The 25,525-nt window shown below is 69.7% G+C and carries 22 protein-coding genes and 2 pseudogenes; 13 read left to right on the top strand and 11 right to left on the bottom strand.

What is annotated here, in order from left to right; all coding sequences use genetic code 11:
• Positions 1 to 56 precede the first annotated feature (56 nt).
• The 4 genes from ACGFI9_RS36980 to ACGFI9_RS36995 form a co-directional block, all read right to left on the bottom strand.
• Positions 57 to 641 (bottom strand): hypothetical protein, encoded by a 585-nt coding sequence (locus ACGFI9_RS36980; protein ID WP_393185715.1) that lies wholly within the window; start codon positions 639 to 641, stop codon positions 57 to 59.
• A 50-nt stretch (positions 642 to 691) separates the two neighbouring features.
• Entirely contained in the window at positions 692 to 5,002 is a 4,311-nt protein-coding gene (locus ACGFI9_RS36985) for a hypothetical protein (protein ID WP_393185717.1), read from the bottom strand.
• 574 nt (positions 5,003 to 5,576) lie between these two features.
• Complete coding sequence (locus ACGFI9_RS36990; RefSeq protein WP_393185719.1) at positions 5,577 to 6,536, bottom strand: sigma-70 family RNA polymerase sigma factor; 960 nt, start codon at positions 6,534 to 6,536, stop codon at positions 5,577 to 5,579.
• A gap of 10 nt (positions 6,537 to 6,546) precedes the next feature.
• Positions 6,547 to 7,776: an NAD(P)/FAD-dependent oxidoreductase gene (locus ACGFI9_RS36995; protein ID WP_393185720.1), complete on the bottom strand. Its 1,230-nt coding sequence runs from the start codon at positions 7,774 to 7,776 to the stop codon at positions 6,547 to 6,549.
• Positions 7,777 to 7,944: 168 nt separating this feature from the next.
• Between ACGFI9_RS36995 and ACGFI9_RS37000 the strand changes: the two are divergent.
• The 5 genes and pseudogenes from ACGFI9_RS37000 to ACGFI9_RS37020 all read left to right on the top strand — a co-directional run.
• Positions 7,945 to 8,143 (top strand): annotated as a pseudogene (locus tag ACGFI9_RS37000) (helix-turn-helix domain-containing protein); the annotation flags it as partial.
• 417 nt (positions 8,144 to 8,560) lie between these two features.
• Positions 8,561 to 9,169: a dihydrofolate reductase family protein gene (locus ACGFI9_RS37005; RefSeq protein ID WP_393185722.1), complete on the top strand. Its 609-nt coding sequence runs from the start codon at positions 8,561 to 8,563 to the stop codon at positions 9,167 to 9,169.
• A gap of 54 nt (positions 9,170 to 9,223) precedes the next feature.
• Positions 9,224 to 9,550, top strand: coding sequence for a YciI family protein (locus ACGFI9_RS37010; RefSeq protein WP_393185723.1), 327 nt, complete (start codon positions 9,224 to 9,226; stop codon positions 9,548 to 9,550).
• Positions 9,547 to 10,788, top strand: a complete 1,242-nt coding sequence (locus ACGFI9_RS37015) for an RNA polymerase sigma factor (RefSeq protein WP_393185725.1) — start codon at positions 9,547 to 9,549, stop codon at positions 10,786 to 10,788. Before ACGFI9_RS37010 ends, ACGFI9_RS37015 begins: the two co-directional genes overlap by 4 nt.
• A 233-nt stretch (positions 10,789 to 11,021) precedes the next feature.
• On the top strand, positions 11,022 to 12,374 hold the full coding sequence (locus ACGFI9_RS37020; protein WP_393185727.1) for an IS110 family transposase: 1,353 nt from the start codon (positions 11,022 to 11,024) through the stop codon (positions 12,372 to 12,374).
• A 296-nt stretch (positions 12,375 to 12,670) separates the two neighbouring features.
• On the opposite strand, the gene ACGFI9_RS37025 is transcribed toward ACGFI9_RS37020, so the two are convergent.
• A complete protein-coding gene (locus ACGFI9_RS37025) occupies positions 12,671 to 13,420 on the bottom strand; it encodes an XRE family transcriptional regulator (protein WP_393185729.1) in 750 nt (249 codons plus the stop codon).
• Between the two features lie 469 nt (positions 13,421 to 13,889).
• Between ACGFI9_RS37025 and ACGFI9_RS37030 the strand changes: the two genes are divergently transcribed.
• A complete protein-coding gene (locus ACGFI9_RS37030) occupies positions 13,890 to 14,399 on the top strand; it encodes a SigE family RNA polymerase sigma factor (protein ID WP_393185731.1) in 510 nt (169 codons plus the stop codon).
• Positions 14,396 to 15,214: a hypothetical protein gene (locus ACGFI9_RS37035; RefSeq protein WP_393185733.1), complete on the top strand. Its 819-nt coding sequence runs from the start codon at positions 14,396 to 14,398 to the stop codon at positions 15,212 to 15,214. Before ACGFI9_RS37030 ends, ACGFI9_RS37035 begins: the two co-directional genes overlap by 4 nt.
• 376 nt (positions 15,215 to 15,590) lie before the next feature.
• Here the strand turns inward: ACGFI9_RS37035 and ACGFI9_RS37040 are convergent, their stop codons facing one another.
• From ACGFI9_RS37040 to ACGFI9_RS37050, 3 genes and pseudogenes are all read right to left on the bottom strand, one after another.
• Positions 15,591 to 16,085: a DinB family protein gene (locus tag ACGFI9_RS37040; protein WP_393185735.1), complete on the bottom strand. Its 495-nt coding sequence runs from the start codon at positions 16,083 to 16,085 to the stop codon at positions 15,591 to 15,593.
• Positions 16,086 to 16,302: 217 nt separating this feature from the next.
• Positions 16,303 to 16,383: pseudogene (locus ACGFI9_RS37045) on the bottom strand (hypothetical protein); the annotation flags it as partial.
• Positions 16,384 to 17,219: 836 nt separating this feature from the next.
• A complete protein-coding gene (locus tag ACGFI9_RS37050) occupies positions 17,220 to 17,684 on the bottom strand; it encodes a MarR family winged helix-turn-helix transcriptional regulator (protein ID WP_393185737.1) in 465 nt (154 codons plus the stop codon).
• Positions 17,685 to 17,760: 76 nt separating this feature from the next.
• On the opposite strand from ACGFI9_RS37050, the gene wrbA reads away from it, so the two are divergent.
• Positions 17,761 to 18,441, top strand: coding sequence for an NAD(P)H:quinone oxidoreductase (gene wrbA / locus ACGFI9_RS37055; protein ID WP_393185739.1), 681 nt, complete (start codon positions 17,761 to 17,763; stop codon positions 18,439 to 18,441).
• Between the two features lie 26 nt (positions 18,442 to 18,467).
• On the top strand, positions 18,468 to 19,895 hold the full coding sequence (locus tag ACGFI9_RS37060) for an MFS transporter (protein WP_393185741.1): 1,428 nt from the start codon (positions 18,468 to 18,470) through the stop codon (positions 19,893 to 19,895).
• A 488-nt stretch (positions 19,896 to 20,383) separates the two neighbouring features.
• On the opposite strand, the gene ACGFI9_RS37065 is transcribed toward ACGFI9_RS37060, so the two are convergent.
• A complete protein-coding gene (locus ACGFI9_RS37065; protein ID WP_393185743.1) occupies positions 20,384 to 21,007 on the bottom strand; it encodes a hypothetical protein in 624 nt (207 codons plus the stop codon).
• A 266-nt stretch (positions 21,008 to 21,273) separates the two neighbouring features.
• Here ACGFI9_RS37065 and ACGFI9_RS37070 point away from each other — a divergent pair, with 266 nt between their 5' ends.
• Together ACGFI9_RS37070 and ACGFI9_RS37075 are read left to right on the top strand one after the other, a co-directional pair.
• The gene (locus ACGFI9_RS37070) at positions 21,274 to 21,933 is read left to right on the top strand and encodes an HAD family hydrolase (protein ID WP_393185745.1); all 660 of its coding nucleotides are present in this window, start codon (positions 21,274 to 21,276) and stop codon (positions 21,931 to 21,933) included.
• Positions 21,934 to 22,107: 174 nt separating this feature from the next.
• Entirely contained in the window at positions 22,108 to 22,455 is a 348-nt protein-coding gene (locus ACGFI9_RS37075; protein ID WP_091307622.1) for a VOC family protein, read from the top strand.
• 229 nt (positions 22,456 to 22,684) lie between these two features.
• Here the strand turns inward: ACGFI9_RS37075 and ACGFI9_RS37080 are convergent, their stop codons facing one another.
• On the bottom strand, positions 22,685 to 23,893 hold the full coding sequence (locus tag ACGFI9_RS37080) for an RNA polymerase sigma factor (protein WP_393185747.1): 1,209 nt from the start codon (positions 23,891 to 23,893) through the stop codon (positions 22,685 to 22,687).
• Positions 23,887 to 24,234 carry a YciI family protein gene (locus tag ACGFI9_RS37085; protein WP_393185749.1) on the bottom strand — a complete coding sequence of 116 codons (348 nt, stop codon included), beginning with the start codon at positions 24,232 to 24,234 and terminating at the stop codon, positions 23,887 to 23,889. The genes ACGFI9_RS37080 and ACGFI9_RS37085 overlap by 7 nt, the downstream gene beginning before the upstream one ends.
• Before the next feature lie 113 nt (positions 24,235 to 24,347).
• Between ACGFI9_RS37085 and ACGFI9_RS37090 the strand changes: the two genes are divergently transcribed.
• Positions 24,348 to 24,548 carry a DUF805 domain-containing protein gene (locus tag ACGFI9_RS37090; protein ID WP_393185753.1) on the top strand — a complete coding sequence of 67 codons (201 nt, stop codon included), beginning with the start codon at positions 24,348 to 24,350 and terminating at the stop codon, positions 24,546 to 24,548.
• A gap of 218 nt (positions 24,549 to 24,766) precedes the next feature.
• On the top strand, positions 24,767 to 25,471 hold the full coding sequence (locus ACGFI9_RS37095) for a helix-turn-helix domain-containing protein (RefSeq protein ID WP_393185751.1): 705 nt from the start codon (positions 24,767 to 24,769) through the stop codon (positions 25,469 to 25,471).
• Positions 25,472 to 25,525: the final 54 nt, after the last annotated feature.

A 25,525-nucleotide genomic window follows, 5' to 3' on the forward strand; every position in this document is an offset into this window, starting at 1 on the left:
GCCCGTGACCGGTCCGGCCGGGGCCGCCGACCAAACCGCGTGAAGCTGACCGCAGGTCAACCGCCGGTCTGGTCGCCCACACAGGTGGGAACCGCGAAGCTGGCGGTCGCGCTCGGCTGCCAGCGGCCGTCGTGGCGGGTGAGCACGAGCCAGGTGTACACCGACCCGGGGCTGAGTTGGCTCACCGAGGTGCCGGTGGCGTCGGCGCGCAGGTCGGGCGTGACCTCGTAGCGGCCGGTGCGGTAACCGTCGGCGTACGGGGTGTAGACGACGCGCTGGGCGCCGCGGGTGGCGGCGGGTCGCCAGGTCAGGTCGGCGATGGCGATCAGGCTGCCGGCCGGCCCGCACCTGGTGCGGCTGCGGAGGCCGGTGGCGGTGGTCGGGCCGGAGGCCGGGGCGGTGACCAGCGGTGCTCGTGGGGGAGCGGGGCTGGCCGGGCCGCTGGTGGCCGACGGGCGGGGGGTGGCCCGACCGGACGGGGGGTTGGTATGCGCCGGTGGGGCCTGCGTCGGGGCGCTGGTGGTCGGCGGGTCGGGCGTGGTCGGCGCCGCCGTGGACGGCGTACCGGGGTCGCCGGTGCAGCTCGCTGTGACGAACGCGGCGGCCAGTAGGGCGGCGGCGACCGGAAGGTGACGGGACATGGTCAGCTCCTAGCGCTGTTTGACCACTTCGACGGCCGGAACGCCGGGTGTCAGATACCGCCCTTGATGAGCACCTGCCGGACCGCGGTGTTGTTCGCCGCGACCGGGTCGTAGCTCGGCGCGTTCACGGCCACCGTGTTGGTGATCGTGCCCTTGTTGCCCTTGACCCGGGCGTAGACGTTCACCGAGTACGACGCGCCCGGGGCGAGTGCCGGCACGGCGCAGGTGAGGGTGTTGGCGCCCGCGTTGAAGGTGCAGGTGCCGTTGCCGCTGTCGGAGATGTACGGAGCGTCCTTGGCCGGCGGCAGGCTGTCGACGAACGTGGTCGCCGGTGAGTCCGACGGGCCGAGGTTGGTCACCGTGACCGTGTAGTCGACCGTGGCGGACGGCTTGTAGTTGTCCGCCCCGGAGGTTTTCCCGATGAGCAGGTCGGCCCGGCGGGCGACGTTGACGGTGACCCCAGCGGTGACCTGGTTCACCCCGTCGGTGAGGTTCGGGGTGCTGCTGGTCGCCGTCGCGGTGTTCACGATGTCGGTCAGGTGCGGTGTGGCGGCCAGCACCGTGGTGTGGATGGTCACCACGGCGTACTCGCCCGGCGCGAGGTTGGCCAGCTCGCAGCGGACGTCGTACGGGGCGCCGACGACCTGGACGCAGGTGCCGGTGCCGCGGGACACCTCGACCCCGGTGAACCGGACCTCGTCGGGCAGGGTGTCGGTCACCCGGACCGTGCGGGCCACCGACGGTCCGCCGTCGTTGGTCGCGGTGATCACGTAGTCCAGCGGCAGGCCGGCCACGGGGCCGAGCGACCCGGCGCGGGCCTCCTTGCTGATGGTCAGCTTCGCCCGGGTCTTCACGGTGGTGTCGGAGTTGGCGAGGTTGTTGGAGTTGTCCGGGTCGAGGGTGTCGGCGAAGACGCCGGCGTCGTTGTGGATCAGCCCGGTGGTATCCGGCAGCACCCGTACGCTGACCGTCATGGTGCGGACGGCGCCGCTGGCCATCGAGTCGAACGTGCAGGTGGTCGGCCGGGTCGAGTTGCCGGGTACGCCGGCGACGCAGCTGCCGGCGCCGCCGCCCACGGTGGCCGACAGGATCGCGGTGCCGGCCGGCACCAGGTCACGCACCACCACGTTGCGGGCGGTGGACGGGCCGCCGTTGGTGAGCGTCAGCGTCCAGCTCATGGTCTCTCCGGCCACCACCGGGTCGGTGCTGTCGGTCTTGGCCAGGCCCAGGTTCGCCACCGCGGTGACGGTCAGCGACAGCTCGGCCCGGTTGTTCGCCAGGTTCGGGTCGGGGGTGGCCGACCGGGCGGTGGCGACGTTGTTGACGTCCTGGCCCTCGGTGGAGACGAACCGGTAGGTGATGGTGGCCTGGCCGGTGTTCGTCGGCGAAGCCGCGGCCAGGATGCCGAGGGAGCAGGTGAACTTCTGCCCGCCGGTGACCGGGGTGACCGGGCCGCAGCTGCCCTGACTGGGGGTGACCGCGGAGATGGTCACGCCGCTGGCGGACAGGACAGTGTCGTCGGCGACGACGTCGCGGGCGTACGACGGGCCGTTGTTGGTGACGAAGATGGTGCACTGCACGGTGGTGCCGGCCGGGATGGTGGTGTCCGGCTTGCAGAGCTTGTCGACGCGTACGTCCGCGGAGTCCTCGATCAGGGACGTCTCGGTGACCGTGTTGTCGCCCGGGTCGGGGTCGATGGCGCCGCCGCTGCGCACCGAGGCGGTGTTGCCGATCGAGGTGGGGCCGGTGCCGGCGACCGCGTCCGGCTTCACCACCGTCTTGATGGTGAAGGTCTTCGACGCGCCCGGGGCGAGGGTGCCCAGGTCACAGGTCAGGGTGCCGGAGCCGGTCGGGGTCTCGACGCAGTCGGCCGTGCTGGTCACGAAGGTGACCTGCGGCGGGAGCTGGTCGGAGACGGTGACGTTGGGCGCGGCGTCCGGGCCGTCGTTGTGCACGGTGATGTCGTAGTAGAGCTGCTCGCCGGCGGTTCCCGGGTCGGGGCGGGCGTTCTTGGTGATGGACAGGTCCGCGTTCGCCGGGGTGAGCCGCCACACGCCGCGGCCCTGGGTGCCGACGTACAGCTGCGTCGGCGCGCCGGGCTCGTGGTCGAAGTACGCGAACCGGGGCTGCGGCAGGTGCGGGGTGCCCGAGGCGTGCGGGGTCGACGGGTCGGTCAGCAGGGACCAGGTGGCGCCGTCGTCGGTGCTGATGAACACCCCGGAGTCGTGGCCGCCGGCGACGATGGTGTTGCGGTCCTGCGGGTCGAAGGCGAGCATCGTCGGCTGCACGTACCCGCTGAAGCCGGTGAAGTCGGTCGGCCCGGTGGCCGTGCGGTACGCGAACGCGCCGTTGCCGGTCATCATCGCGTCCAGCCGCGGGTCCGGGGTCCAGGTCTGGCCCCCATCGTTGGAGCGGACCATCCGCGGGTTGGTCTGGGTCTGCACGGCGTAGAGCCGGTTGGGGTCGCTCGGGTCGACGGCGTTGACGCCGATGCCGCCGGGGCCGATGTTGTCGTCGATGCGGTCCCAGGTGCCGCCGGGGCTGATCCCCGAGTAGCGCCACAGCTGGGAGCCGCCCCGGTTGTCGCAGTTGTTGACCTGCAGGTAGAAGACCGGGGTACCGGTCGACGAGGCGGACGCCGTGATGCCGCAGGCGCCTGCCGGTGTGGAGGCCGCGCCGATCTGGGTCCACACCACTGGGCTGGCGCCGATGTCGGTGGTGACGAAGACGCCGGCGCTGTCGACGAGCACCATGTCGTCCTCGCCGAAAAAGGCCATCGAGTTGGTCGGGGTGAACCCGACAATGCTGCTGCCGGGCTGGTTGATGACGGTGTCAGCGGTGCCGTCGAGGTTGCTGCGGTGCAGCCGGGTCGCCGGCGCCGAGCTGAAGCAGCAGGTGGTCCAGATCGCCCGCTCGTCGTCCTCGATCACGTCGAAGACGTCGCAGCAGCTCGGCTGGTTCCACGTCGGCGGGTTCGTGCCGGCGTCGGTGGTGAAGACGGAGCCGGCGTCCTGCATGCCGTAGCCGAGGTTCTCCGCGGTGGCGCCCGGGGCGTCGGAGGCGCCCATACCCCACAGCCACTCGGCGTGCATGCCGACGTTGGCCCTCGCCCAGTCCGGGTTGTGGCAGTCGCCGCCGGTGTCGGTGTTGCGGTGCATACCGCCGTCGCTGGAGAACAGGATCGGGCAGGCGTCGACGGTCACGGTTGGGTTGAAGGCGATGTCACCGGCGTCGTCGTGGGCGCCGGCGGTGCGGGTGAACGGGCCGGCCCAACCGGCCGGTGGCCCCGGGTTGCCGGCGATTGGCGGGATCCGCCCGGCCGGGCAGCGCAGGGCGCCGCCGGGAGCCGGGGTGGCCGGGGTGGTGCAGCCGCCGCGGAACAGCCGTACGTCACCGAACCACAGGTCGAAGACGTTGGTGCCCCCGCTGTCGGCGCGCTGGTTGGTGGCGACAAACGGGATCCGGCCCTGCGGCCGGCTCTCCGGGGTGCCGAGCTGCGTCCAGGTGGCGCCGGCCGCGTTGGCCGCGTCGTCGGTCTCCCAGATCGAGATGCCGGCGCTGGCCAGCACCACGTACGGCTCGTCGGGGGAGGCAGCGAGGGTGCACTGCCCGGATGGCGGGGCCACGGCCGCCTGGGTCCAGGTCGTGCCGCCGTCCGGGGAGTGGAAGAAGCCGTCGTTGCCGCAGATGTCGACCGCGCCGCCGGCGTGGGCGACCACGTCGCGGACCTGCTGGGCAGTGCCGGTGCCGGTGGGATCGAGGAACGACCAGGTGGTGCCGGAGTCGGTGCTGCGGGCCAGGCCGCAGTTGGTCCCCACGTACACGGTGGCGGGCTGGTCGGCGCGGATGCTGATGCCGAAGGCGGCCGGTTCGGTGCGGGCGGTCGTGCCGCAGGGGGCGCCGGTGCCGGGGGTGGCCGACGCCGGGTGCGACCAGGTGGCGCCGCCGTCGCGGCTGACCTGGATGCCGGAGACGCTGGCGGTGCGACCGTCGTAGAAGGAGGAGGCGTAGACGTTGCCACTGTTGCCGGGGTCGACCTCGACGTCCCACATGGCCTGCGGGAGGTGCCCGTCGAGGTGCCGCCAGGTCTGGCCGCCGTCGCGGGTGAGGAACAGCCCGCCCCACTCGCTGGCCGCGTACGCGGTGTTCGGGTCGCCGTTGACCACGGCCAGGCCGTTGACCCGGCCGCCGGTGGTGGCGTCGGCGTCAGAGTTGTTCGACACGTCCGGGTTGATGTCGACCGCCGACTGCGCGGCGGCTACGGCAGGGGTGCTGTCCAGCACCGCCGACGAGCTGGCGGCGAGCAGGACGATCGAGACGAGGGATGTGATCCGTAGGCGACGGTGACGAGGACCCTCCATAGTCAGCTCCTCCGACGGGTCCTCCCGGCTGGAGAACACCTGAACGGAAGAAACCCCTGATCAGGAGCCGATCACAGATTGTTGGCCATGATCCGACACACCGTTACGCCGCTCCGGCGGAACAGGATGACTTTCGGACACCCGATGACGTCGATCGGCGGACCGGCGGGCTACTGGTTCATAGGTCGGCCGCCTACTCGGGCTGGCACCCGCGCCCGTCATCGCCGACGCGCTCGGCTTCCACCAGACCACCACGGCCCGCCAACATGCCCACGCCGGTGCCCCCTGCAACCGCTATCCAACCGGCCGGCGGCGCGGCCGAAGGCACGGGCCCGTACCTCATGCGCCACGCCGGGCGCCGCCCCCGCTCCAAATCCGGTGCTCCGGCGAGGCCGAGAGCGCTGAGCGGAGACCGCGTTCGGGCGGGCGAGCGGCGGGACATCAGGCATGTAGTTAGCGCGGCGGCGAGTCCGGCCAGCCCGGCCGCCGTGTCCGCATGCGGCTTGTGGCGGCCGAAGCCCGGGAGCGGTTCATCGCAGCGCGGGTGCTGCGCCTGGCTGCGGTTGGTGTCGGGTCACCACTGGGTGATCAGCGGTGGGTCCGGTTCGTGCTGCCGCCAGGCTGCGGTGAGGCGGGCGAGGCGGGTGGGGGCGGCGATGCCGCGCACGGTTGCGATCTTGCCGTTGGTGATGTCGAACGTCACGGCGCCGATGACCTGGTCGCCGAGCACGAAGAGGATGGCGGGGGCGCCGTTGACGAGCGCGTAGTGGATGGCGGGCGTGCCGCCGGCAAGTCGCCGTTTCGCGGGTGTGGGTTTGAAACCGGCCCGTGCGACGGCGGCGATGCGCTGCGGAGTGTCGTACTGCAGCAGCGTCTCGGTCAGGCCGGCGCCGGCGCCGTCGGAGACCGCGGTCGCGTCGTCGGTGAGCAGCGCCACCAGCCGCTCGGTGCGGCCCGAGGAGGCAGCGGCGAGGAATTCCTCGACGATCCTGCGGGCCGATGCCTGGTCGACTTCGCCGCCGCGGCGGCGCGCGGCGGTGATGCCGCGCCGGGCCCGGTGGAGGTGCTGCTGGCTTGCGGACTCGGTGATGTCGAGGATCTCGGCGATCTCGGCGTGGCTGTAGGAGAACGCTTCGCGCAGGACGTAGACGGCCCGCTCCAGGGGTGACAGGCGCTCCATGAGGGTCAGCACGGCCAGGGAGACCGATTCGCGCTGCTCGAAAGTGTCGGCCGGGCCGAGCATCGGGTCGCCGTCGAGGAGCGGCTCGGGCAGCCAGGCCCCGACGGTGCGTTCGCGGCGGGCTTGTGCCGAGCGGAGCCGGTCGAGGCACAGGTTGGTGACGACCTTGGTCAGCCATGCTTCCGGCACCTTGATTCGCTGCCGGTCGACGGCCTGCCAGTGCAGGAACGCATCCTGCACGGCGTCTTCGGCGTCGGCGGCGGAGCCCAGCAGCCGGTACGCCAGCGAGGCCAGCCGGAACCGGCTGGCCTCGAACCGGCTGGTGTCGAAGCGATCAGTGGCGGTGCTGTCCACGCGGACCACCCTAGGCGGCCACGCGACCGCCTTCTCGGCGGACGCGACCGTCTTCTCGGCGGTCGCGTCCGGCGTCGGCGGCCAGGCGGTGCTTGCGCTTGGGCAGTCCGAAGGTCGGGTGCGAGTTGGTCCACAACGACATCTTGAGGATGCCCGCCTTGATCCGCGCGGCCGTCCGGCCGCCCATGTACTTCGGCTTTGCCTGTCCTTCTTCATCGACCAGCTGCAGGATCCCGTCCCGCCGCCCGAGGCTGATGTGGTTGCCCAGGTACTCCAGCTTGGTGTTCGCAATCTTGCGGCCGGTCAGGCGTCCCACGATCGCGGCCGTGGCCTGCATGCCGGTGTAGCCGGCCGAAGCGCAGGACATCGGCAGCGGCCGGCCGTTGTCGCCGATGGCGTAGGCACTGTCGCCGGCGGCGTAGACGTTCGGGTGCGAGACCGACCGCATGGTGCGATCGACGACGATCCGACCGTTCCCGGTGACCTCCAGCCCGCCGGCGGCGGCGATAGGGTTGACCGCGAACCCGGCCGTCCACACGGTTGCGTCGGACGCCAGGGCGGTCCCGTCGGCGCACAGCACCCGTGTCGCTTCGACGGCTTCGACGCTGGTGTGCTCCAGGACGGTGATGCCCAGCCGGGCGCAGGCCTGGCGCAGGTGGCTGCGGGCTCCGGCGGAGAGTCGGGCGCCCAGCTCGCCGCGGGCGACCAGCGCCACCGACAGGCCGGGCCGGGCTTCGGCGATCTCGGTGGCGGTCTCGATGCCGGTCAACCCGTCGCCGACGACCAGCACTCTGCCGCCTTCGCCCCGCCTGCCCAGGCTGTCCAGGCGCTCGCGCAGGCGCAGCGCCGAGGGCCGGGCGGCGATGTCGAAGGCGTGCTCGACCACCCCGGGGACGCCGCAGTCGGTGCCGTGGCTGCCGAGCGCGTAGAGAAGCGTGTCGTAGCCGAGCTCGCCGCCGCCGTCGGCGTCGGCCACGGCGACGACCTGGCGCTCGGGGTCAACGGCGGTGACGCGGGCCACGCGCAGCCGTATCGCCGTGCCCGCGAAGACGTCGGCGAGCTTCGGAGCCTCGATGTCCTGGCCGGCCGCGAGCTGGTGCAGCCGCAGCCGCTGGACGAAGTCCGGCACGGCGTTGACCACGGTGATATCGGTGTCCGACGGGGACAGCCGGCGGGCCAGGTTCCCGGCCACGTAGGCCCCGGCATAGCCGGCGCCGAGGACGACGATGCGGTGCTTCATGTGTTGCTCCTGTCGGTTCGCTTGCTTCCGTGAGTTGAGCGGAACGGCGCCCCGATTGCTGACAGGAACTGCATGTGGCATGGGTCACCGACCGGCAGGAGCGCCGCCCAACGATGCTCGCGACGCCGAGACGGCGCAGATGCAGGCCGAGCTGAACGAGGTGACCTGATGCCACTCACCGTCGACGTCGACGTCACGGTCGCCAAGCGCAAGATGTCCGTGGGCGAACTCGCCGAACCCGTCGGCATCACCGCCCGCCAACCTGGCCGTGCCGAAGAATGGCCGCGCCAAGGCCGTCCGCTTCACCACCCCCGCCGCACTCTGCGAAGCCCTCGACTGCCAGCCCGGCGACCTGCTGCGCTGGGAGACCGCGGACTCCGGGGCGCGTGATGGCCACGGGCCACCGAGACCTGCGATGCGGGCTCCGGGCGCTGCGGTGAGCCGGTTCTGCATACAAGATCAGGCGCACTGCTCTCGGCACGTCCGGACGGCAGCCGGGCCAGCGCGGCGTGACGCTGCGTAGCGCCCGGATCGCTACCTGTGCGGACGGCTAGTCAGGATCTTCGTGATCGGTCGATCTGATCCAGGAGCTTGTCCGCGCTGGGCGTGCTTGAGGAGGCGGAGCGCAGTCGCTGCGAAACTGTCGTGCTGTCGGAGCGATGACGACCGGCGTCCCGGAAAATTCTTCAAAGAAGTCCGGGAGAGGGTGTCGGATCGGGGCGGTGGTGTTCGTAGCAGGGGTGAGGCCGCGCACAAGGGCGGCGCCAAGGCAAAGGACGCGATCATGAAGCTGACGACCATGACCCAGATCTCCATTGATGGAGTCATGCAGAACAACGGCGCCCCCACGGACGACCACCCGAATGGGTTCGAGCGCGGCGGATGGGCCCTGGGGAAGGGCGACGACGGGACCAGGACGTTCATCACGCAGACCTACCAGCGGGCCGAGGCGTTCCTGTTCGGCCGGCGTACCTACGAGTTGTTCGCCGGCTCCTGGGGATCGATCGACCAGATGCGCGCACATCCCATCGGCGTGGCCTTGAACGAGGCCCCCAAGTACGTTGCCTCGACCACGCTCACCGCGCCGCGTTGGCAGGACACGACCGTTCTCCGCGGTGACCTCGCGGCGGCCATCGGTGAGCTGAAGGCCAAGCCCGGGGGTGAGCTGCAGGTGCACGGGAGCGGCGCCCTGGTCCGGTGGCTGCTGGCCAACGATCTGGTCGATGAGATGACTCTGATCGTGATCCCGGTGATCGTTGGCCTGGGCGCGAGACTGTTCCCAGAGACCGGTCCGGATCTTGCGCTCGACCTGGTCGAGTCGCGCGTCGACTCGAAGGGCGTGTCGATCCAGGTCTTCCGGCCGGCCGGGCGCCCGCAGTATGCAGCAGGCTGAAACACCTGACCGGCATACCACACTGTCTTGACCACCTCAGGAGATGATCTTCAGATGCGGTACCTGATTTCCGTGATCTTCGACGAGACCGACGGCCTCGCCACCCCGGACGAGGACGCTGCGATCGACGTGTTCAACGACCGGCTCCAGGCCGAGGGCCACTGGGTTTTCGCCGGCGGCCTCGCCTCGCCTAACACGGCCACCCTCATCGACAACCGGGGCGGGGAGGCGCTGTTCACCGACGGGCCCTTTCTGGAGTCCAAGGAGTACCTCGCCGGCTTCTGGATCATCGAGGCACCCGACCTGGATGTGGCGCTCAAGCTTGCCGCTGAGGGGTCGAAAGCCTGCAACCGGAAGATCGAGGTGCGGCCGTTCCTGTGAACAGGGTCGACGTCCGCGAGGCGGTCACCCGGGCCCACCACGAGGAGTGGGCCCGGGTGGTCGCCGCCCTGACCAAGCGCTTCGGTGACCTCGACATCGCCGAGGAGGCAGCGGCCGAGGCGTTCGCGACCGCCCTCGAGCGGTGGCCGGCCGACGGCGTGCCGCCCAATCCCGGCGCCTGGCTGACCACCACCGCCACCCGCAAGGCCATCGACCGCATCCGCCGCGAGCACAAGCGTGACGACAAGCACAAGGAGGCTCAGACGGTGTACGACAACACCCCACCCGAGCCTCTCGGCGCCATCGACGACGACCGGCTGCGGCTGATCTTCACCTGCTGTCACCCGGCGCTGGCGATGGAAGCCCGCGTGGCGCTGACGCTGCGCATGCTCGGCGGGCTGACCGTGCCCGAGATCGCCCGCGCCTTCCTGGTGCGGGAGACCACCTTGGAGCAGCGGATCACCCGCGCGAAGGCCAAGATCAAGGCGGCTCGGGTCCCCTATCGCGTGCCGGCCGCCGACGATCTCCCGGCACGCGTCTCCGGCGTGCTTGCCGTGCTGTATCTCGTCTTCAACGAGGGCTACCTGGCGACCGGCCCCGACACCGATCCCGTACGTCACGACCTGACCGCCGAGGCGATCCGGCTCACCCGCCTGATCCGCGCCCTCCTGCCCGAGGACGGTGAGGTGGCCGGGCTGCTGGCGCTGATGCTGCTCACCGAGGCCCGCCGCCCCGCCCGGGTTTCGGCCAGCGGCGAACTGGTCACCCTCGACGAGCAAGACCGTGGGGCCTGGGACAAGGCGCTGATCGCCGAGGGTCACCGGCTCGTGCGCGAGCGCCTCGCCGCTGCCGCCGCCGGGGTGGCTCCTGGCCGCTACCAGATCCTCGCCGCGATCAACGCCGTGCACACCTCCGCCCGCGACATCCGCGACACCGACTGGTCGCAGGTCGTCGCCCTCTACGACCAACTCGTCCACCTCGACTCCTCGCCGATCGTCGCCCTCAACCGGGCCATCGCGGTCGCCGAACTCGACGGACCGGAGGTGGCGCTGGCGGCCGTCGACCGTCTTGAGGACAAGCTGGCCGGCTACCACGCCTACCACGCGACCCGCGCCGACCTGCTGCGTCGGCTGGGCCAAAGTCAGCAGTCGCGCGCGGCCTACGACAAAGCCATCGAGCTGGCCGGCAACACCGCCCAGACCGCCAACCTGACCCGCCGCCGCGACCAACTGCGGTAGCGCCCACGAACCCCGATCGACCCCCGCGCGCAGCGGCGGCCGGCCCCGACGCAATCAGCTCGGGCCGATACCCGCATGAGATCGTCAGCTTTTACGGTCGGTACTGCACTGTCATCGGCATGAGCGCGCGCAGTGCGGCATAGAAAGACGTTCTGCGTGTCGATGCAGGACGTAGGAACGTCCCCCTGATGCGCTTGTCGGGCTTGGTGTCCCATCGCAGGAGGAGGACGTTCATGGGTAACGGTAGCGGTGTGTCCCGGGGTGATCGCAACCGCAACGCCCGGCTTGCTCGGCTGCGGGCGTTGGTGCCGGTGACCAACGCGATCGTGGGGATCGATTTGGCCGACGCGAAGCAGATGGTCGTAGTCACCGATCACGACTCGAAAGTGTTGGCCCGTAAGACGTTCCGCTGCCGGGCCTGGAATCTCGGTGCGGCGTTGGACTGGGCCGCCGAGCGGGCCGCGGCGAAAGGCTGGGCGGGAGTGACGGTGGCGTGCGAGCCGACCGGGCACCGGTGGCGGGTCCTCGGCCAGCTCGCTGCGGACCGGGCGATGCCGTTCGTGTGTGTGCAGCCGATGCTGACGTCGTGGGCGCGGCGCAGTGAGGACCTGACCTCGGACAAGACCGATGAGAAGGACGCGGTGCTGATCGCTCGGCTGACCGCGCAACTGCGCTGCTACGTGCCGGAGCCGGTCGATGAGACCTGGGGCCGTCTGCGGCATCTGGGCGCCCGGCGCGAACAACTCATCATCGAGATGGTCAGCCAGGTCCAGCAGATCCGCGCCCTGCTCGAGTGTGTCTGGCCCGCCGCGCTCGACACCGCCAAGCAGCCGTTTCGGTCCCGCACCTGGGCGGCGGCGATGACGGTGATCTGCGATCGTGACGGCGGTGACCTCGCCCGCACCCGACGCCTCGGTGCGACCCGGTTCGAGCAGGCCGTGCGCCGCGAGATCACCCGCCGCGGTGGGTGCAAACCCTCGCTGCGCATTCTGCGGCACCTGTTCACCGCGTTGGCCGACCCCACCGGGGTGATCGCCCACCGGCCCGGTGCACTGGAGCGGGTCGCGTTCCTGCTGCAGGACTGGCACACCGCCGCCGACAAGCTCACCGACACCGAGACCCGGATGACCCGCGTCCTCGACGAACTCAAGCTGACCGATCTGGCCACCTCCATCCCCGGCCTATCCGCGGTTGGCGCGGCGGCGATCCTCGCCGAGACCGGTGACCTCAACCGGTTCGCCACCGCCCGCGCCATGGTCAAGCACGCCGGCCTCGCACCGCGGGAGAAACTGTCCGGGACGTTCGTCGGCCGCACCAAACTCACCGGCCAGGGCCGACCTGCGCTGCGTCTGGCCGCCTGGCGGGCGGTCTGGGGCGCCCAGCGCAGCAATGCCGTCTATGCCGCCCGCTACCAGCATTTGACCACGCGGGAGACCAACAAGCTCACGGCGACCCAAGCCCAGACCGTCATCGCCGCGGCGATCCTGCGCCAGTTGCACGCCGTCATCACGAGCGGACGAGCGTGGAACGCCGACATCGCCACCTACGGCAGCCACCACCGCAGGCAGGTGGCTCTAGCCGCCTGATTCTTCGTCGCGGCGTTCAAGCTGACGGCCGGGGCGAGCCCTACGCGGCATTGAGACACGCACTGTGACCTCGCCTGTCATCATGGGCAGCCCCGGCCCGTCGTCTCATCAACCCGATTACACGTTGCTGGGGACCAACCCCATCACCGCTATGCAGGGACAGACGACGGCCGAGGCACCGACCAGAAGCTTGACACAAAACGACTTACGACTGATGACAGTGCGCCGTCGGGTATACGTCGAAGCATTGGATCTCACTTGGACTCGGTCCCGTCGCCTGGCAGGCAGTGGCTGTCCTACTTGCGCGCGCCTACTCGTGCCAGGTCGAACGCGAGTTGCTGAACCTGCGACAGTTGTTCGCTGTTCAGCCGCCTGGCATCCCAGGCCACCGCGGCCAGTTCTGCCCGGCGCGGGTACAACCGTGCGGTGTCGACAGGCGGACCGACGCCGGTCAGGGCGGCTAGGTCACCGGCCGGAAAACCCAGCACAGCCGCGAATGCGGTGACGTACCGCGCAGTCAACGCCGAGTCGCCGTGTACCACCCGGTAGATCGTCGAGTCTGAGACATACGGTCCATCGCCCACGAAGTACAGCAGCTGCGCGATGTGCGGGCGGATGTTCCGATTGGCCAGCAAGCCCATCACCAGCGCACCGGGCCCTGCCGGAGATCGCGTCGGCGGCGGGAGCGGCTCAGCAGGCAGGAGCGCCGGAAGTGAGCGGATGAACTCGTGCAACCGGTCGAAACGCTTGCCGAACAGGCGCATGGCCGACTGCATCACGTGCCCGACATGCCACGGACGGGTGCCCCTTGCGGGAGCCAAGTCGGCCGGCACGTCATGACCGGCGATCACGAACAGGTCCGCAGTGTGCAAACCCAACGCAGGTGCCAAACGACGCAGCAGAAGGGCACTGGCGTGGCCGCCGGCAAGCACGGCGTCGAGTTCCGATGCGGACACGCCCGCAGCCCGCGCCACCGTTGCCGGACCGGCCCGCCTATGCGCCAGCAGCCGCCCCAACAGCACGCCGAACCCAGGCGACTCCATCACAGCAGCCAACTGTAGGCAGCAGACTCCCGACCCAGCCAGGGTCAACAATCGTCCTGGTGCCGGAGGGCAACGCACTGTCCTCGGCACCGCGCGTCGCCATCCGTGGACAGTCGGCCGCGCTCCGTGACGCGCGGTCTGCGGCAGATCCGGTAGGTCGATCTTGGGTGGCAAGATCTCTCGTCGGGGGCGCCGGCTACCGACATCATCAGGCCATCAACCTCGATGCTGGCCGCCGGGTGCCCCTCATATCGTCACTGACGCTTGCCGGTGCCGCCGTCCGGCCGGGTGCGCTGGCGACGCGCCCGTACGGTCGGTGGTGTCCGGTTCGCCCAATGTCCCGCGGGCCATCGTCGGCGTGTATGGCACAGGTGCGCGGCGAGGCCTATCGGTGGGCGCAAGAAACGTCTGGAGTCGGCTGAACCTGGCATTGGGTCTACGCGGTAGATGGGGTAGCCACGAGGGAGGCGATGTGAATCGCGAACAACGAGAATCGGAGTTCGTCGGGTTCTTCGGCAGTCAGGTGGTCGCCCTGCGTCGCCTGGCCTACGCGCTGTGCGGCGACTGGCACACAGCGGAGGACCTGACCCAGAGCGCGTTCGTTGCTGTCTATCGACGGTGGGGGCATGTCCGGCTGGAGACGGCCGACGCGTATGCCCGGCGGGTGCTGGTCAACACGTTCCTGTCGCACCGACGCCGGCATCGACGCGAGTCGGTGGTGCCCCAGGTTCGGGACGAGCGTGCGCCTGGGCCTGGCGATCCTGCGCTGCGGCTGGACCTGAGCCACGTGTTGGCCCGGCTTCCGCCGCGACAACGGGCAGCTGTGGTGCTGCGGCATCTGGCCGACTTGTCGGTGGTGGAGGTGGCTGACCTGCTCGGCATGGCGGAGGGCACGGTCAAGAGCCAGACCGCCCGGGGTTTGGAGACGCTGAAGAAGTACCTGGAGTCGGATATCGAGATGAATGGAAGGACGAGAGCATGAACGAGCAGGCGATCCAGGACGCGCTGCGGGTGCACGTGACCATCGACGAGCCACCTGTGCGGCTGCGGTCGGACCAAGTAGTGCGAGCCGGCCGGCGGTCGCGGGCCATGCACCGGTTGGGCTATGCCGGAGGAGTCGTGGCGCTGGCCGGCGTGGTGGCGGTCGGGGGGCATGTGGCGGGAGGCCTCTTTGACAGCACCGCGAGCCAGCCCGGTTCGCCCACGTGGACCTACGATCCGACGGTCTGCGCGAGCATCCCATCAGCGGCGGCGATCGTCCCGAGCGAGGGCGCGCCCGCACCGGCCCAGGCGGGCGGGTCGGATCAACTCGCCAACCGGATGTCGTGCTACCTGCGCACCGCGGTGCCGGCGGCTATGCCCGGCGCCACCTTCGCCGACAATCCCGCCCGCGGCACGCCCTACCTGGTAGCCGGGCCGGGCATGTTCGAGGGCGAGGGGTTTGCGGCCACCGCGCTGGTGACCACGGCCTCCGGCACCGGACTGCTGCTGTTCCAGGCCACCCACGAGACCATCAGCACGGATACCTGGACCAGCCGGTGCAACGGGCCTGACGCCAAGGGCGAGTGCCGCACCGGCCCGCACGGCGAACGCATCCAGATCATGGACTTCGGTCCCGACTCCGCCGGGGTCTGGGGCCGCACCGTTATGGTCTACAGCGGACAAACCACGATCCTGGCCGGGGCGCACAACGCACCCGAGTCCGACAACAGCCGGCCCACGATGACGGAACCACCGCTGACCGTGGAGCAGCTCATTGCCCTGGCCTGCGACCCCGCGCTCGTTCTCTTCCCATAGCCCGGAATGCTTGCGCTCGCCACCGGTCGCCTGTGTTCCGGCCATCCGCACCCGGTTGCCGCACTCGCCAAGCCCACGCCCTCGCCCTGGCCGCCGACTACGCCGAGACGCGGGCAACGAGCATCCGATCCACGAATGGCCGCATCGAGTATGCGCGCGGAATTGCCGTCGTCATGCCGACGGGACCTGCCCTTTGGCCTCCAAGATCAGGCGCGCTCATCTCGGCAGATCCGGTCGTGCCGTCGGACCCGCCCGACTCGCGGCAGATCAGTGCGTTCGTCACCGTCACATGGGCCGATCTTTCGGACCGGTGGTCTCCGAGCCCTCGACGAAGGTGCGTGGCACCCGATCGGGTGCAGCCCCGAACCGCGATCGCTTACCGACCGGTGACGCCGTCGATGAGCTCCCGCAGGATGTCGGCGTGACCGGCATGCCGGATGGTCTCGCTCGTCATGTGGGCGAGCACCCAGCGAAGCGTACGAGGCACGTCACCGACCGGCTGCGCGGTGAGGACGTCCGGGCCAGCGGCTGCCCTGATGTGGGCGTCGCTCTCGGCGATCGCAGCCCGGTAGCCGGCGATGATCTGATCTGGGGACCGGTCTGGCTTGACCACCATGTCGAAGTCCACGTCGGCGTAGCGCGGGTCGCCGGCGAACGTGTAGCCGAACCAGTACCGTTCGGCGTCGGTCAAATGCTGGACCAGGCCCAGCAGTGTGGTGTCGGAGACGACCAGGCGGCGCCGCAGCTGCTCCTCGTTCAAGCCCGCGACCTTCTTCACCACGCATGATCGAGCGAAGGACAAGAAGGCGAGGGCGGTGTCGAGCTCGCCATCGTCGTTGCGCGGCACGGCTTCGCGTTGGGATTCGATCATGGGCCGACCTTACGTGATCGTCGCCGGGGGGAGGCAGGCGCGGATGTCGCCTGAGCATTCCGACCGGACTCCCGCTCATCGCGCAAAGCCGCGAGCGCGGGCTATGTCCCGGAGGCCATGTACGCGGCCAGGATGTAGTTGGGTGCCGGTCGAGGTTCTTGCGGGCCCGGTCGTAGCGCATGGTGGTTCGCGGGTCGGCGTGGCGGGCGGCGATCTGCACGTCGCGCAGGCTGACGTCGGCGTCGAGCATGGTCGTGACGAACGTGTGGCGATGCATGTGGGGATGCATCCTGGGCATCCGGATCCCTGCGGCAGTGGCGAGGTGCTTGAGTCGGCGGGTGGCGGCGTGCCGGTCATCCGCATGCCGAGGGTGTTGCGCAGGATCGGCCCGGTGGTGCGGTCGTCGACAGATTGGTCGATGGATCGGGCCACCGCGGGTGGCAGCGGGACGAGCACGACCTTGCCACCGTTGCCGCGCACGCGCAGGACCCGGTGGCCGTGCTCCTCGCCCAGGTCGGCGATGCTGGCCCCGCAGGCTTCGAAGATCCGCAGACCGAGCAGGCCCAGAAGCGCGACCAGGGCGAAGTCGTTCGGGTTGGTCGACAGTCGAGCGGTGGTGATCAGTGCCTCGAACTGCAGGTGACCCAGCCCGAGGGTCGGCGACTCGGCCGGCACCGTGGGCCGGCGGAGGTAGTCGGCCGGCGAGTGGTCCAGGATGGCGTCGATGACGCAGACACGATAGAACCCGACGACGACGGACAGGCGCCGCGAGACCGTCGAGGGCTGGTACCGGCGTACGTCCTGCAGCCAGCGCACGTACCGCTCGATGTCCACGGGTGCCGCAGCCAGCGGTCGAGGTCCTGTTCGGCGCACCGGCGGAGGAAGGTTCGCAGGTCGGACTCGGTATGGACGCGAGTCTGGCTGCGGTAGCGGCCCAGGAAGGCGGACACCGGCGCGCAAAACGAGCTGATCGGCAGGTGCGACGCCGGAAGCGGAAGCAGGAGAGGTAGTCATACACCGCCGTGCGTCACCAGCGGCGATGAACGCCAGCACGCCCGGAGCGGCAGATCCGGATGCCGGCTGGTGCGCTGTTAGACGGGGCAGCGCAACCGCCAAACCTCCTCGATTGAACAGCTAGACCGTGCCGGCGGCTGTGTGGGTGGCCGGGCGCCTGGTGTCGACGTTGCCGGTCATGGTGTTGAGGATGCCGGGTAGTTCGGCCACGGTCTGGGCGGGCAGGCCGGTCACGGTTTCTTCCGCCAGAGCGTGCCATAGCTGCTTGACCTGGTCGGCTAGAGCTTTGCCGCTGTCGGTGAGTTCGACGATGCTGGCGCGCTTGTCGGAGGGGGCGGGTTCGCGGCGGATGTGGCCGGAGGCTTCGAGCTTGCGGGTCATGAGCGTGACGCTGGGCGGCTCGCAGCCGAGCGCCTCGCTGAGCTGGGCCTGGATTCTCGGGCCGGTCCGGTCGAGTTCGAGCAGGAGCGCCTCCTGGCCGGGGTGCAGGCCGAGCGGGGCCAGCAACGCGGCGGCCCTGGCCCGGTGGCGCAGGCTCAGCAGGCGGATGGCCTGGTTGAGGGCGTCGGCGTACTCGAAGTCCACGGGCTCTCCTTGACAGGTTGGTTACGCGCATAACATTATGCGCGTAACTAATTCTAGCAACACCGAGGAGCCGGCCATGACCGTGAAGGTCGCTGTCATCTACTACAGCGCGACAGGCAGCGTGCACGCACTCGCGCAGGCCGTCGCCGAGGGGGCCGCCTCGGCCGGGGCCGTCGTGCGGCTGCGGCGGGTCGCCGAGCTAGCACCCGGCAGCGCGATCGACCAGAACCCGCAGTGGCGGCGGCACGCCGACGCGACCGCGTCGATCGCCAAGGCCTCACTTGAGGACCTGGCGTGGGCCGACGCCTACGCGTTCGGGACGCCGACCCGGTTCGGCGCGCCAGCCGCGCAGCTCAAGCAGTTCATCGACCAGGCCGGCGGTCTGTGGCAGGAGGGGAAGCTGGCCAACAAGCCGGTGACTTCCTTCACCTCAGCGTTCAACCGGCACGGCGGCAGCGAGGCGACGATCTTGTCTCTGGCCAACGTCTTCTACCACTGGGGGTCGCTCATCGTCCCACCCGGGTTCACCAATCCGGTCGTGTACGCCGCGGGTGGCAACCCCTACGGCACGTCGCATGTGACCAGCCCGAACGGAGACGGCCCCGATGCCGCGGCGCTGGAAGCGGCCAGGTACCAGGGACTTCGGCTGGCCAAGATCACGCTCCAGTTGCTGGGGGACCACGTCGTCGCCGATGCCCCCGCGGGCAACGGGAACAGCCACGGAGCCCTGGCCGGAGCAGCCTCCCGGACCGCGTGAGCGGCGGGTTAGCAAGGAGAGAAGTCATGACAAGCACCAGCACCGCAACTCAGCGGGCCAGGCTGCAGGCCGGATCCTCCTGGATGGTCCTGGCGCTGGCGTGTGCCTGCCAGTTCATGGTGATCCTGGACGTGTCCATCGTTAACGTCGCGCTGCCCTCGGTCCAGCGGGATCTCGGCTTCACCGACGCCGGCCTGGCCTGGGTGGTGAATGGCTACGTGCTTACCTTCGCCGGCTTCATGCTGCTGGGTGGCCGCGCCGTTGACCTGTTCGGCCCGCGCCGGATGCTGGTCGCCGGGCTGTTCCTGTTCTCCGCCTCGAGTCTGGTCGGCGGCCTGGCAACCGCTCCGGAGATCCTGGTGGGGGCCCGCGTCGCGCAGGGCGTGGGCGCCGCGATGCTGGCCCCGGCGGCGCTGGCCGTGATCAACACCTACTTCACCGAGCCGCAGGCGCGGGCCCGGGCGTTCGGCGCATGGTCCGCCTCGGGCGGTGTGGGCGGGATGGCCGGCGCGCTCGCCGGCGGCGCCATCACCACTGGCCTGTCATGGCGGTGGGTCTTCCTCATTAACGTACCGATCGGCGCCGTGCTGATCGCACTGGCCACGATGTCGCTGGTCGGCACGCGAGCCAGCCAGCGGGAATCGCTCGACCTCGCTGGCGCGGTCACGGGAACGGCTGGACTGGCCGCGCTGATCTACGGGGTCATGCAAAGCGCCCACCATGGCTGGACGTCCGTGCGGGTCATCGGGCCAGCCGTGGCGGGCCTGCTCCTGCTCATCATCTTCACCGTGCTGCAGGCATGTTTCGCCACCCAGCCGATGATGCCCCTGCGGCTGTTCAAGATCCGGACCGTGGCCGTTAGCACCGGCATGCTGCTGCTGCTCGGCGGCATCGCGATCGCGATGTGGTATTTCACGTCGCTATTCATGCAGAACGCACTCGGCTACAGCGCATTAGAAGCCGGGCTCGGACAGACACCCGCGGCGGTGACGTTCGTGGCGATTGCGCGACTCGCCGCCAACCTGCTGTCCCGAACCGGTGTACGCCCTCTGGTACTTGCCGGCAGCGCCTGCTTCCTAGCCGGTTTCGGCTGGCTCGCCCAGACCCACACCGACAGCGACTACGTCACGAACGTGCTCGGACCCACGTTGCTCATCGCCGTCGGCATCGGCCTGACCTTCCCCACCCTCATGGCCGCGGCCACCGCCGACGTACCCGCAGGCGACGCGGGCATCATCGGCGGCCTGGCCAACACCGCCAGCCAGATAGGCGGCTCGGTTGCCCTAGCCGTACTCGCCACAGCCGCCAGCGCCAAGGCCGGAACAGACGCCGCCGACGCCGGCTCTCCTGCCGCCCTCGCCGCCGGTTACGACCTGGTCTTCCTCATGGCAGCCGGGACCGGCCTAGCCATCGCGATAGTCAGCCTGCTACTACCACAACACCGGCGCGGCTGACCACGGCGACGCCGCGTGCTCACTCCCGCACCCTTGCGTCCGCGTACGACAGGGGTGCGGCGAGCGCCTGGTCAGCTCATCGCAGTTCCGCCAGCGCACGTTGCGGCTGCCAGACGAGCCCCGGAGAGACGAGTCGCAGTACGAGGCGATCAAGGCCGTAGCGTCGAGGCTGGGAATCGCCGCAGAGTCGCTGCGTCGTTGGCAGCGCGCCGAGCAGTGGTGGGCGCCGGGCAGAGCCCCAGCAAACCCATCGAGCCGGCATCAGGCACATTGAGCCGTTACACAACTTTTCTGAGCCGCATCAAATGCAGCGAGCCAGGACAGCAGCATACGAGATGGCCATGCTGTTGATCGCCGCACGCGCACTACCTTCGGCACGTCCGGATGCAGGCACCCGCGATCCGGTTACCCTCCATAACGATCGCTTCGCGGCAGATGAGGATGGCGGCGCGGCGGTGACGGGAGCGGTTGCTGCTGCAATCAGCCGGTCAGGCACGCGGTGGGGTGGCGGCCGATCGGCGGCCCCCATGCGAGGCGACCAGGGCATCAGCCACGATCGCGGCGTCCGCCTCGGCGACGTCGGCGGGATACTCCGGCAGGAGGTCGTCCCAGACGACCAGCCAGGATCCGTAGAGCTGCGCCTGGCCCTCCGGCCGGGCGAAGAACCAGACGTGCAGGTGAGCGGCGCCGTCGCCGATGCGGTAGACGTGGGCTCGCGAGATGTGCGGCAGAGCCTGCACGTGGCGGACGATTCGCGTGGTCAGCAGTCCCAGCTCCGCGGCGAGATCGTCGGGGAGATCCGCCATGTCATGGTGATCGCGCGGGTACAGCATCAGCACCAGCGGCACGCCCACTCCCGGGACACGGGCCAGCCGCCAGTGATCGTTGAACCAGATTCCCTCGTCGCGCTCCTGACAGTTCCGGCACTCCGCCGGATCCTCGCCGTGCCGGGCGGGCTCGGGCAGCACCGGCGGGCGCAGCGGCGCGACGCGCAATCCATCCTGTTCGAACGGGCTGATGTCCCATCCCGTCATGCGCGCCAGCGGAAGCCGCCGCTCGCTGTCCGCGACGGCCGCGGCGTGGTCATAGAACTGGTCCGGACGCAAGGCCATGGCGCGAAGACTAGTACAACCAAGATCCAATCGCTATTCATCGCTATTACGTGGGCTGCCAGCCACGGCCGCCGGGCGGCCACACGCGCGATGGCACGGATTCGCCGTGGGAACCCCCTTGCCGGCTATGAGCGGGCCGCCCGCGCCAAGGAGGCTCACGCGCCGTGACGACCGCCCGCGGCCGGCGCACCCACACCCACGGCGGCATGAGCGCGCGTTGTTGCGCCAGAGTTCGCGCTGCCCCTGGCGGTCGGTAGCGTTCGACCGTGATCCGTGGAGCGGTGTTCTTTGATGTCGACGGGACGCTGACGCCGACCAGCAGCGGGCAGCACCTGGCGGAGTTCCTCGGCCATGCCAAGGTCGTTCAAGAGGTGCAGGCCGGCTACGGCGCCGGCACCCTGAGCAGCCAGGAGGCGGCGGTCCTCGAAGCTCGTGGCTGGGCAACACGGACGCCCATGCAGGTGCGTGGGTTCCTGGAGTCGCTGCCGCTGGTGGACGGCATTGCCGAGACGGTTCTGTGGTGCCGTCGGCGTGGGCTGGCACCCGTACTGGCCACGCTGGCGTGGGACGTCGTGGGCGCCTATCTGTGCGACCGCTATGGCTTCGATCGCGCTTGCGGACCGCGTCTGGAGCTCGTTGACGGCCGCTACAGCGGGGCGGTCGCCGAGCAGTTCGACGAACTGAGCAAACGCGACTTCGCGGTGAGCGTGGCCGCCGAGCTGGGCGTGGACCCGAAGCGTTGCGGCGCCGTTGGCGATGGCCGCTCCGACGTGCCGCTCTTTGCTGCGGCCGGGCTGGCCATCGCCTTCAACGCAACCCCGGCGGCTCGCGCAGCCGCCCACGTATCAATCGACGGAACCGACCTGCGGGCCGTGCTGCCACTCCTCGGCGCATGGCTGAACGCCATGCCTACATCGTGGGAATGACGAGACCGGCGAATTCCCGCTCGACGCACTGTTCTCGGCCTGACCGCGCGGATCGCGGCAGATCAGGATACTGCGGCACGTCAAGGTTCGAGCGCTCCGCAGCGTCCGCCCTGGCGCCTGGTGAGCGGGGCCCACTACCCGTACGAGCCAGTGCTTCGCATGCCAAAATCCGGCATGACGATTCGCCGTGCCGTGCCCGATATCACCACCGCCGACCCAGTCGCGAGCAGCGGCTTCTACCAGCTTTTGGGCTTCCGTGAGGAGATGAACCTGGGCTGGGTGGTCAACCTGGTCTCACCGTCCAACCCCACCGCCCAGGTCATCCTCATCACCAAAGATGCAGCGGCCTCCGTCAACCCGGACCTCAGCGTGGAGGTCGATGACGTCGACGCCGCCTACGAGGCGGTACGCGCGACGGGCGCTGAGATCGTGCACCCGATTACCGACGAGCAGTGGGGCGTCCGGCGCTTCTTCGTTCGCGACCCAGACGGCAAGGTGGTCAACGTCGTCAGCCACCGCTGACCGGCAGAAGGGCCAACGGCCTACCGTCCCGACAAGCCCCCTCGTCGAATCTGGCGAGTGGTGACTCTGATCGGCGGTGTTTGGCCGGCCGGGAGGCGCCGGGTGTTCGGTGACAAGGGTGGGCATCCGACGCCGCACCGGCACAGGTGCGGCGATGTCGCCGGTCACCCCAGGAAGGGCGCGTAGGGCTGGCCGGCAACTGGCGCCAGGCCAAAAGCCTGGTCAGGACTCACTCCGGTGCCGCCGGGTCGCTACCGGAACCTGTTCTGTTGGCAAGTTCCGTTAGCCGGCGTTCGAGGAAGCGCCGTTCGGCTCCGTCCTCGGTGAGTTCCCTCGCACGTCGATAGGCGTCGCGCGCCTCATCGGTGCGCCCGTGCCGTCGCAGCAGTTCGGCCCTGGTTGAGTGCAGGTAGCGGAAGTCATTCAGACCGAGTTCGTCGAGGATACGCAGACCGGCTTGTGGTCCTTGGGTCTCGGCCACGGCGATGGCACGGTTCAACTCGACGACCGGCGAGGCGGTCAGGCGGGTGAGTTCGCCGTACAGGGCGGCGATCTGCGCCCAGTCGCACGGCGTCTCGGCGTGCAGCGAGGCGATCGCAGCCTGGAGGACGTAGGGCCCTCGGCCGCCCAAAGCGATCGCCCGGTCGAGTTCGGCGCGGCCCTGGGCAATCTGCGTGGTGTTCCACCGTGACGGATCCTGATCTTCGAGCAGCACCAATTCGCCGTCGTTGAACCGCGTCTCGCGGCGGGAGTCGTGCAAGAGCATCATCGCCAGGAGCCCGCGAACCTCGGGGTCGTCGGGAAGCAGTTCGGCCAGTGCACGTCCCAGCCAGATGGCCTCGGCCGCGAGCTCGTCGCGACCGCCGTAACCCTCATTGAAGATCAGATACACGACGGTGAGTACGGCGTCGAGACGCTCGCGGAGCAGGTGATCCGGCGGGATCCGGAACGGGATCCCCGCCGCCTTGATCTTGCGTTTGGCCCGCACCAGACGCTGCGCCATGGTGCGCTCCGGGACGAGCAGGGCGCGGGCGATCTCGTCGGTGGTCAAGCCCCCGAGGGTACGAAGCGTGAGCGCGACCTGCGCCTCGACGCCGAGCGCCGGGTGACAGCAGGTGAAGATCAGTTCCAGGCGTTCGTCGGGAAACGTGGTGGTGTCCACCGGCATCTCGACCTCCTCGGCAGCGACGAGCAGGCCGAGCCTGGCAGCGAAAGCTCGGTCCCGGCGGATGTGGTCGGTGGCGCGGTTACGCGCCGTGCGGATCAGCCAGGCACGCGGGTTGGTTGGCACACCGTCGCGTGGCCAATGATCGGCTGCGATGACGAATGCCTCCTGCGCGGCGTCCTCGGCGAGGTCGAAGTCGCCGAGGACGCCGATGAGGGTGGCCAGGACGCGCCCCCACTCGTCGCGGAAGATCTCGTCGAGTGCCGTTACCAATACACTTCCGAGGGCCGGATCTCGACGGCTCCGCCATAACGTGCCGCCGGGACGCGAGCGGCCACCTCGATGGCCGCGTCGAGGTCGTCGGCCTCGAGGATGAACAGACCGCCGATGGCCTCCTTCATCCCGACGAACGGGCCATCGGTCGTCAGGGTCTTGCCTCCTTCTACCCGCACAGTGGTCGCGTTCTCGGCGAGTCCCAGCGGCGGCACGATGGTGACACCCGGCGTCTGGTTGATCCCCTGGTAGTCGGCGTAGACCTGCTTCTGCTCCTCCTCGGTGAGCGCGGACTGCCGTTCGAGCGCCGGGCCTTGGTAGATGAGCATGACGTACTTCATCGCTACCTCCTCGTCGGTACCAGATTCGCAGTAAGACGAACGGCGAGCCGCGAAATCGACACCTCGACGGCGAAACTCGAACCGACCCCGATCAGAGCAAGGCCGTCCTGGCCCTGCTGCTGTCGACACTGGCGGTCACTGTGCGACGCTTGCACGACACCGACCGGTCGGAGTGGTGGCTGCTGATCGGACTGGTGCCGATCGTGGGCGCCATCGTCCTGCTGGTGTTCTGTTTGTTGGACAGCACTCCCGGGACGAACCGTTTCGGCGCCAACCCCAAGGAGCGGCCGCTGCGCACGCCCGGCATCGCGTGACCATCCCAAAATCTTGACCGCGGGCGTCGCTCGCCAAGCTTCAAGTGCAGCAGGCTGGCCGGTTTGCCTCACCACCGGCCAGCCAACTCTCGCCGGAGCGGACCGGGCGGAGAGCCGCCCCGCGATCTGCGGCATGAGGGGACCGGGTTGGCGCGACGTTGGGCGTCCACCGCTACCCTTCGTCGTGCCGTTCCGGTCTGGCTGGCAGTATCGAGGATGTGAACGCCGGGACGGATTCGGTGCCCCGCTTCGCCGTCGGCGAGGGTTACGCGGTGTATCGAGGCCCGACGACGGACAGTGCCTTTCACTGTCATGCCGCCTTCCAGATCGCCATCGCGGTTCGGGGCCAGGTGGCGATGGTGGACGCCTCGGCAACTCATCATCGGGCCGTGGCGCTGCTCGTGCCGCCGATGGCGCAGCATCGCATGCTCGCCGCGGCGGAACTGCTCACCTTCTTCGTTGAGCCGCATTGCGTGTTCGCCGACCAGCTGCGGGAGCGCTGCGACAACGGCATCGCCGCTGTCCCCGAGATGCGTGACTTGCGCGAGGAGGATATCGGCCGGGCGGGCGTGTGCCCGTCCACCGAGCTTGATCCTCGCCTGGTGGAGGCGCTGAACACGCTGCGGGACCGAAGTGTGCCAATGCCGAGCCTGGCCGCGACGGTCGGGCTCTCACCCCAGCGCCTGCGCGCCCTGGCACGGCATCAGGTGGGCATGCCGCTGGCGCGCTGGCGGTTGTGGGCGCGGCTGCGTCGGGCGGCTGAGGCGCTGCGGGCGGGGCAGTCGCCGGCCGAGGCGGCGATCACGGCAGGCTTCGCCGACCAAGCGCACTTCACCCGCCGAATGCGCGAGATGATGGGCCTCACGCCCGCGGCCGTGCTGCTGTCGGCGTACGAGTTCGTGGGTCCAGGTAGGTACGAATGAACGGGACCAGGTCAGGCGACGTTGGCTTGGCCGTCGATGGCGGTGAGGCGGTTC

It is taken from the genome of Micromonospora sp. NPDC048930 (assembly GCF_043197935.1).
Lineage (GTDB): Bacteria > Actinomycetota > Actinomycetes > Mycobacteriales > Micromonosporaceae > Micromonospora.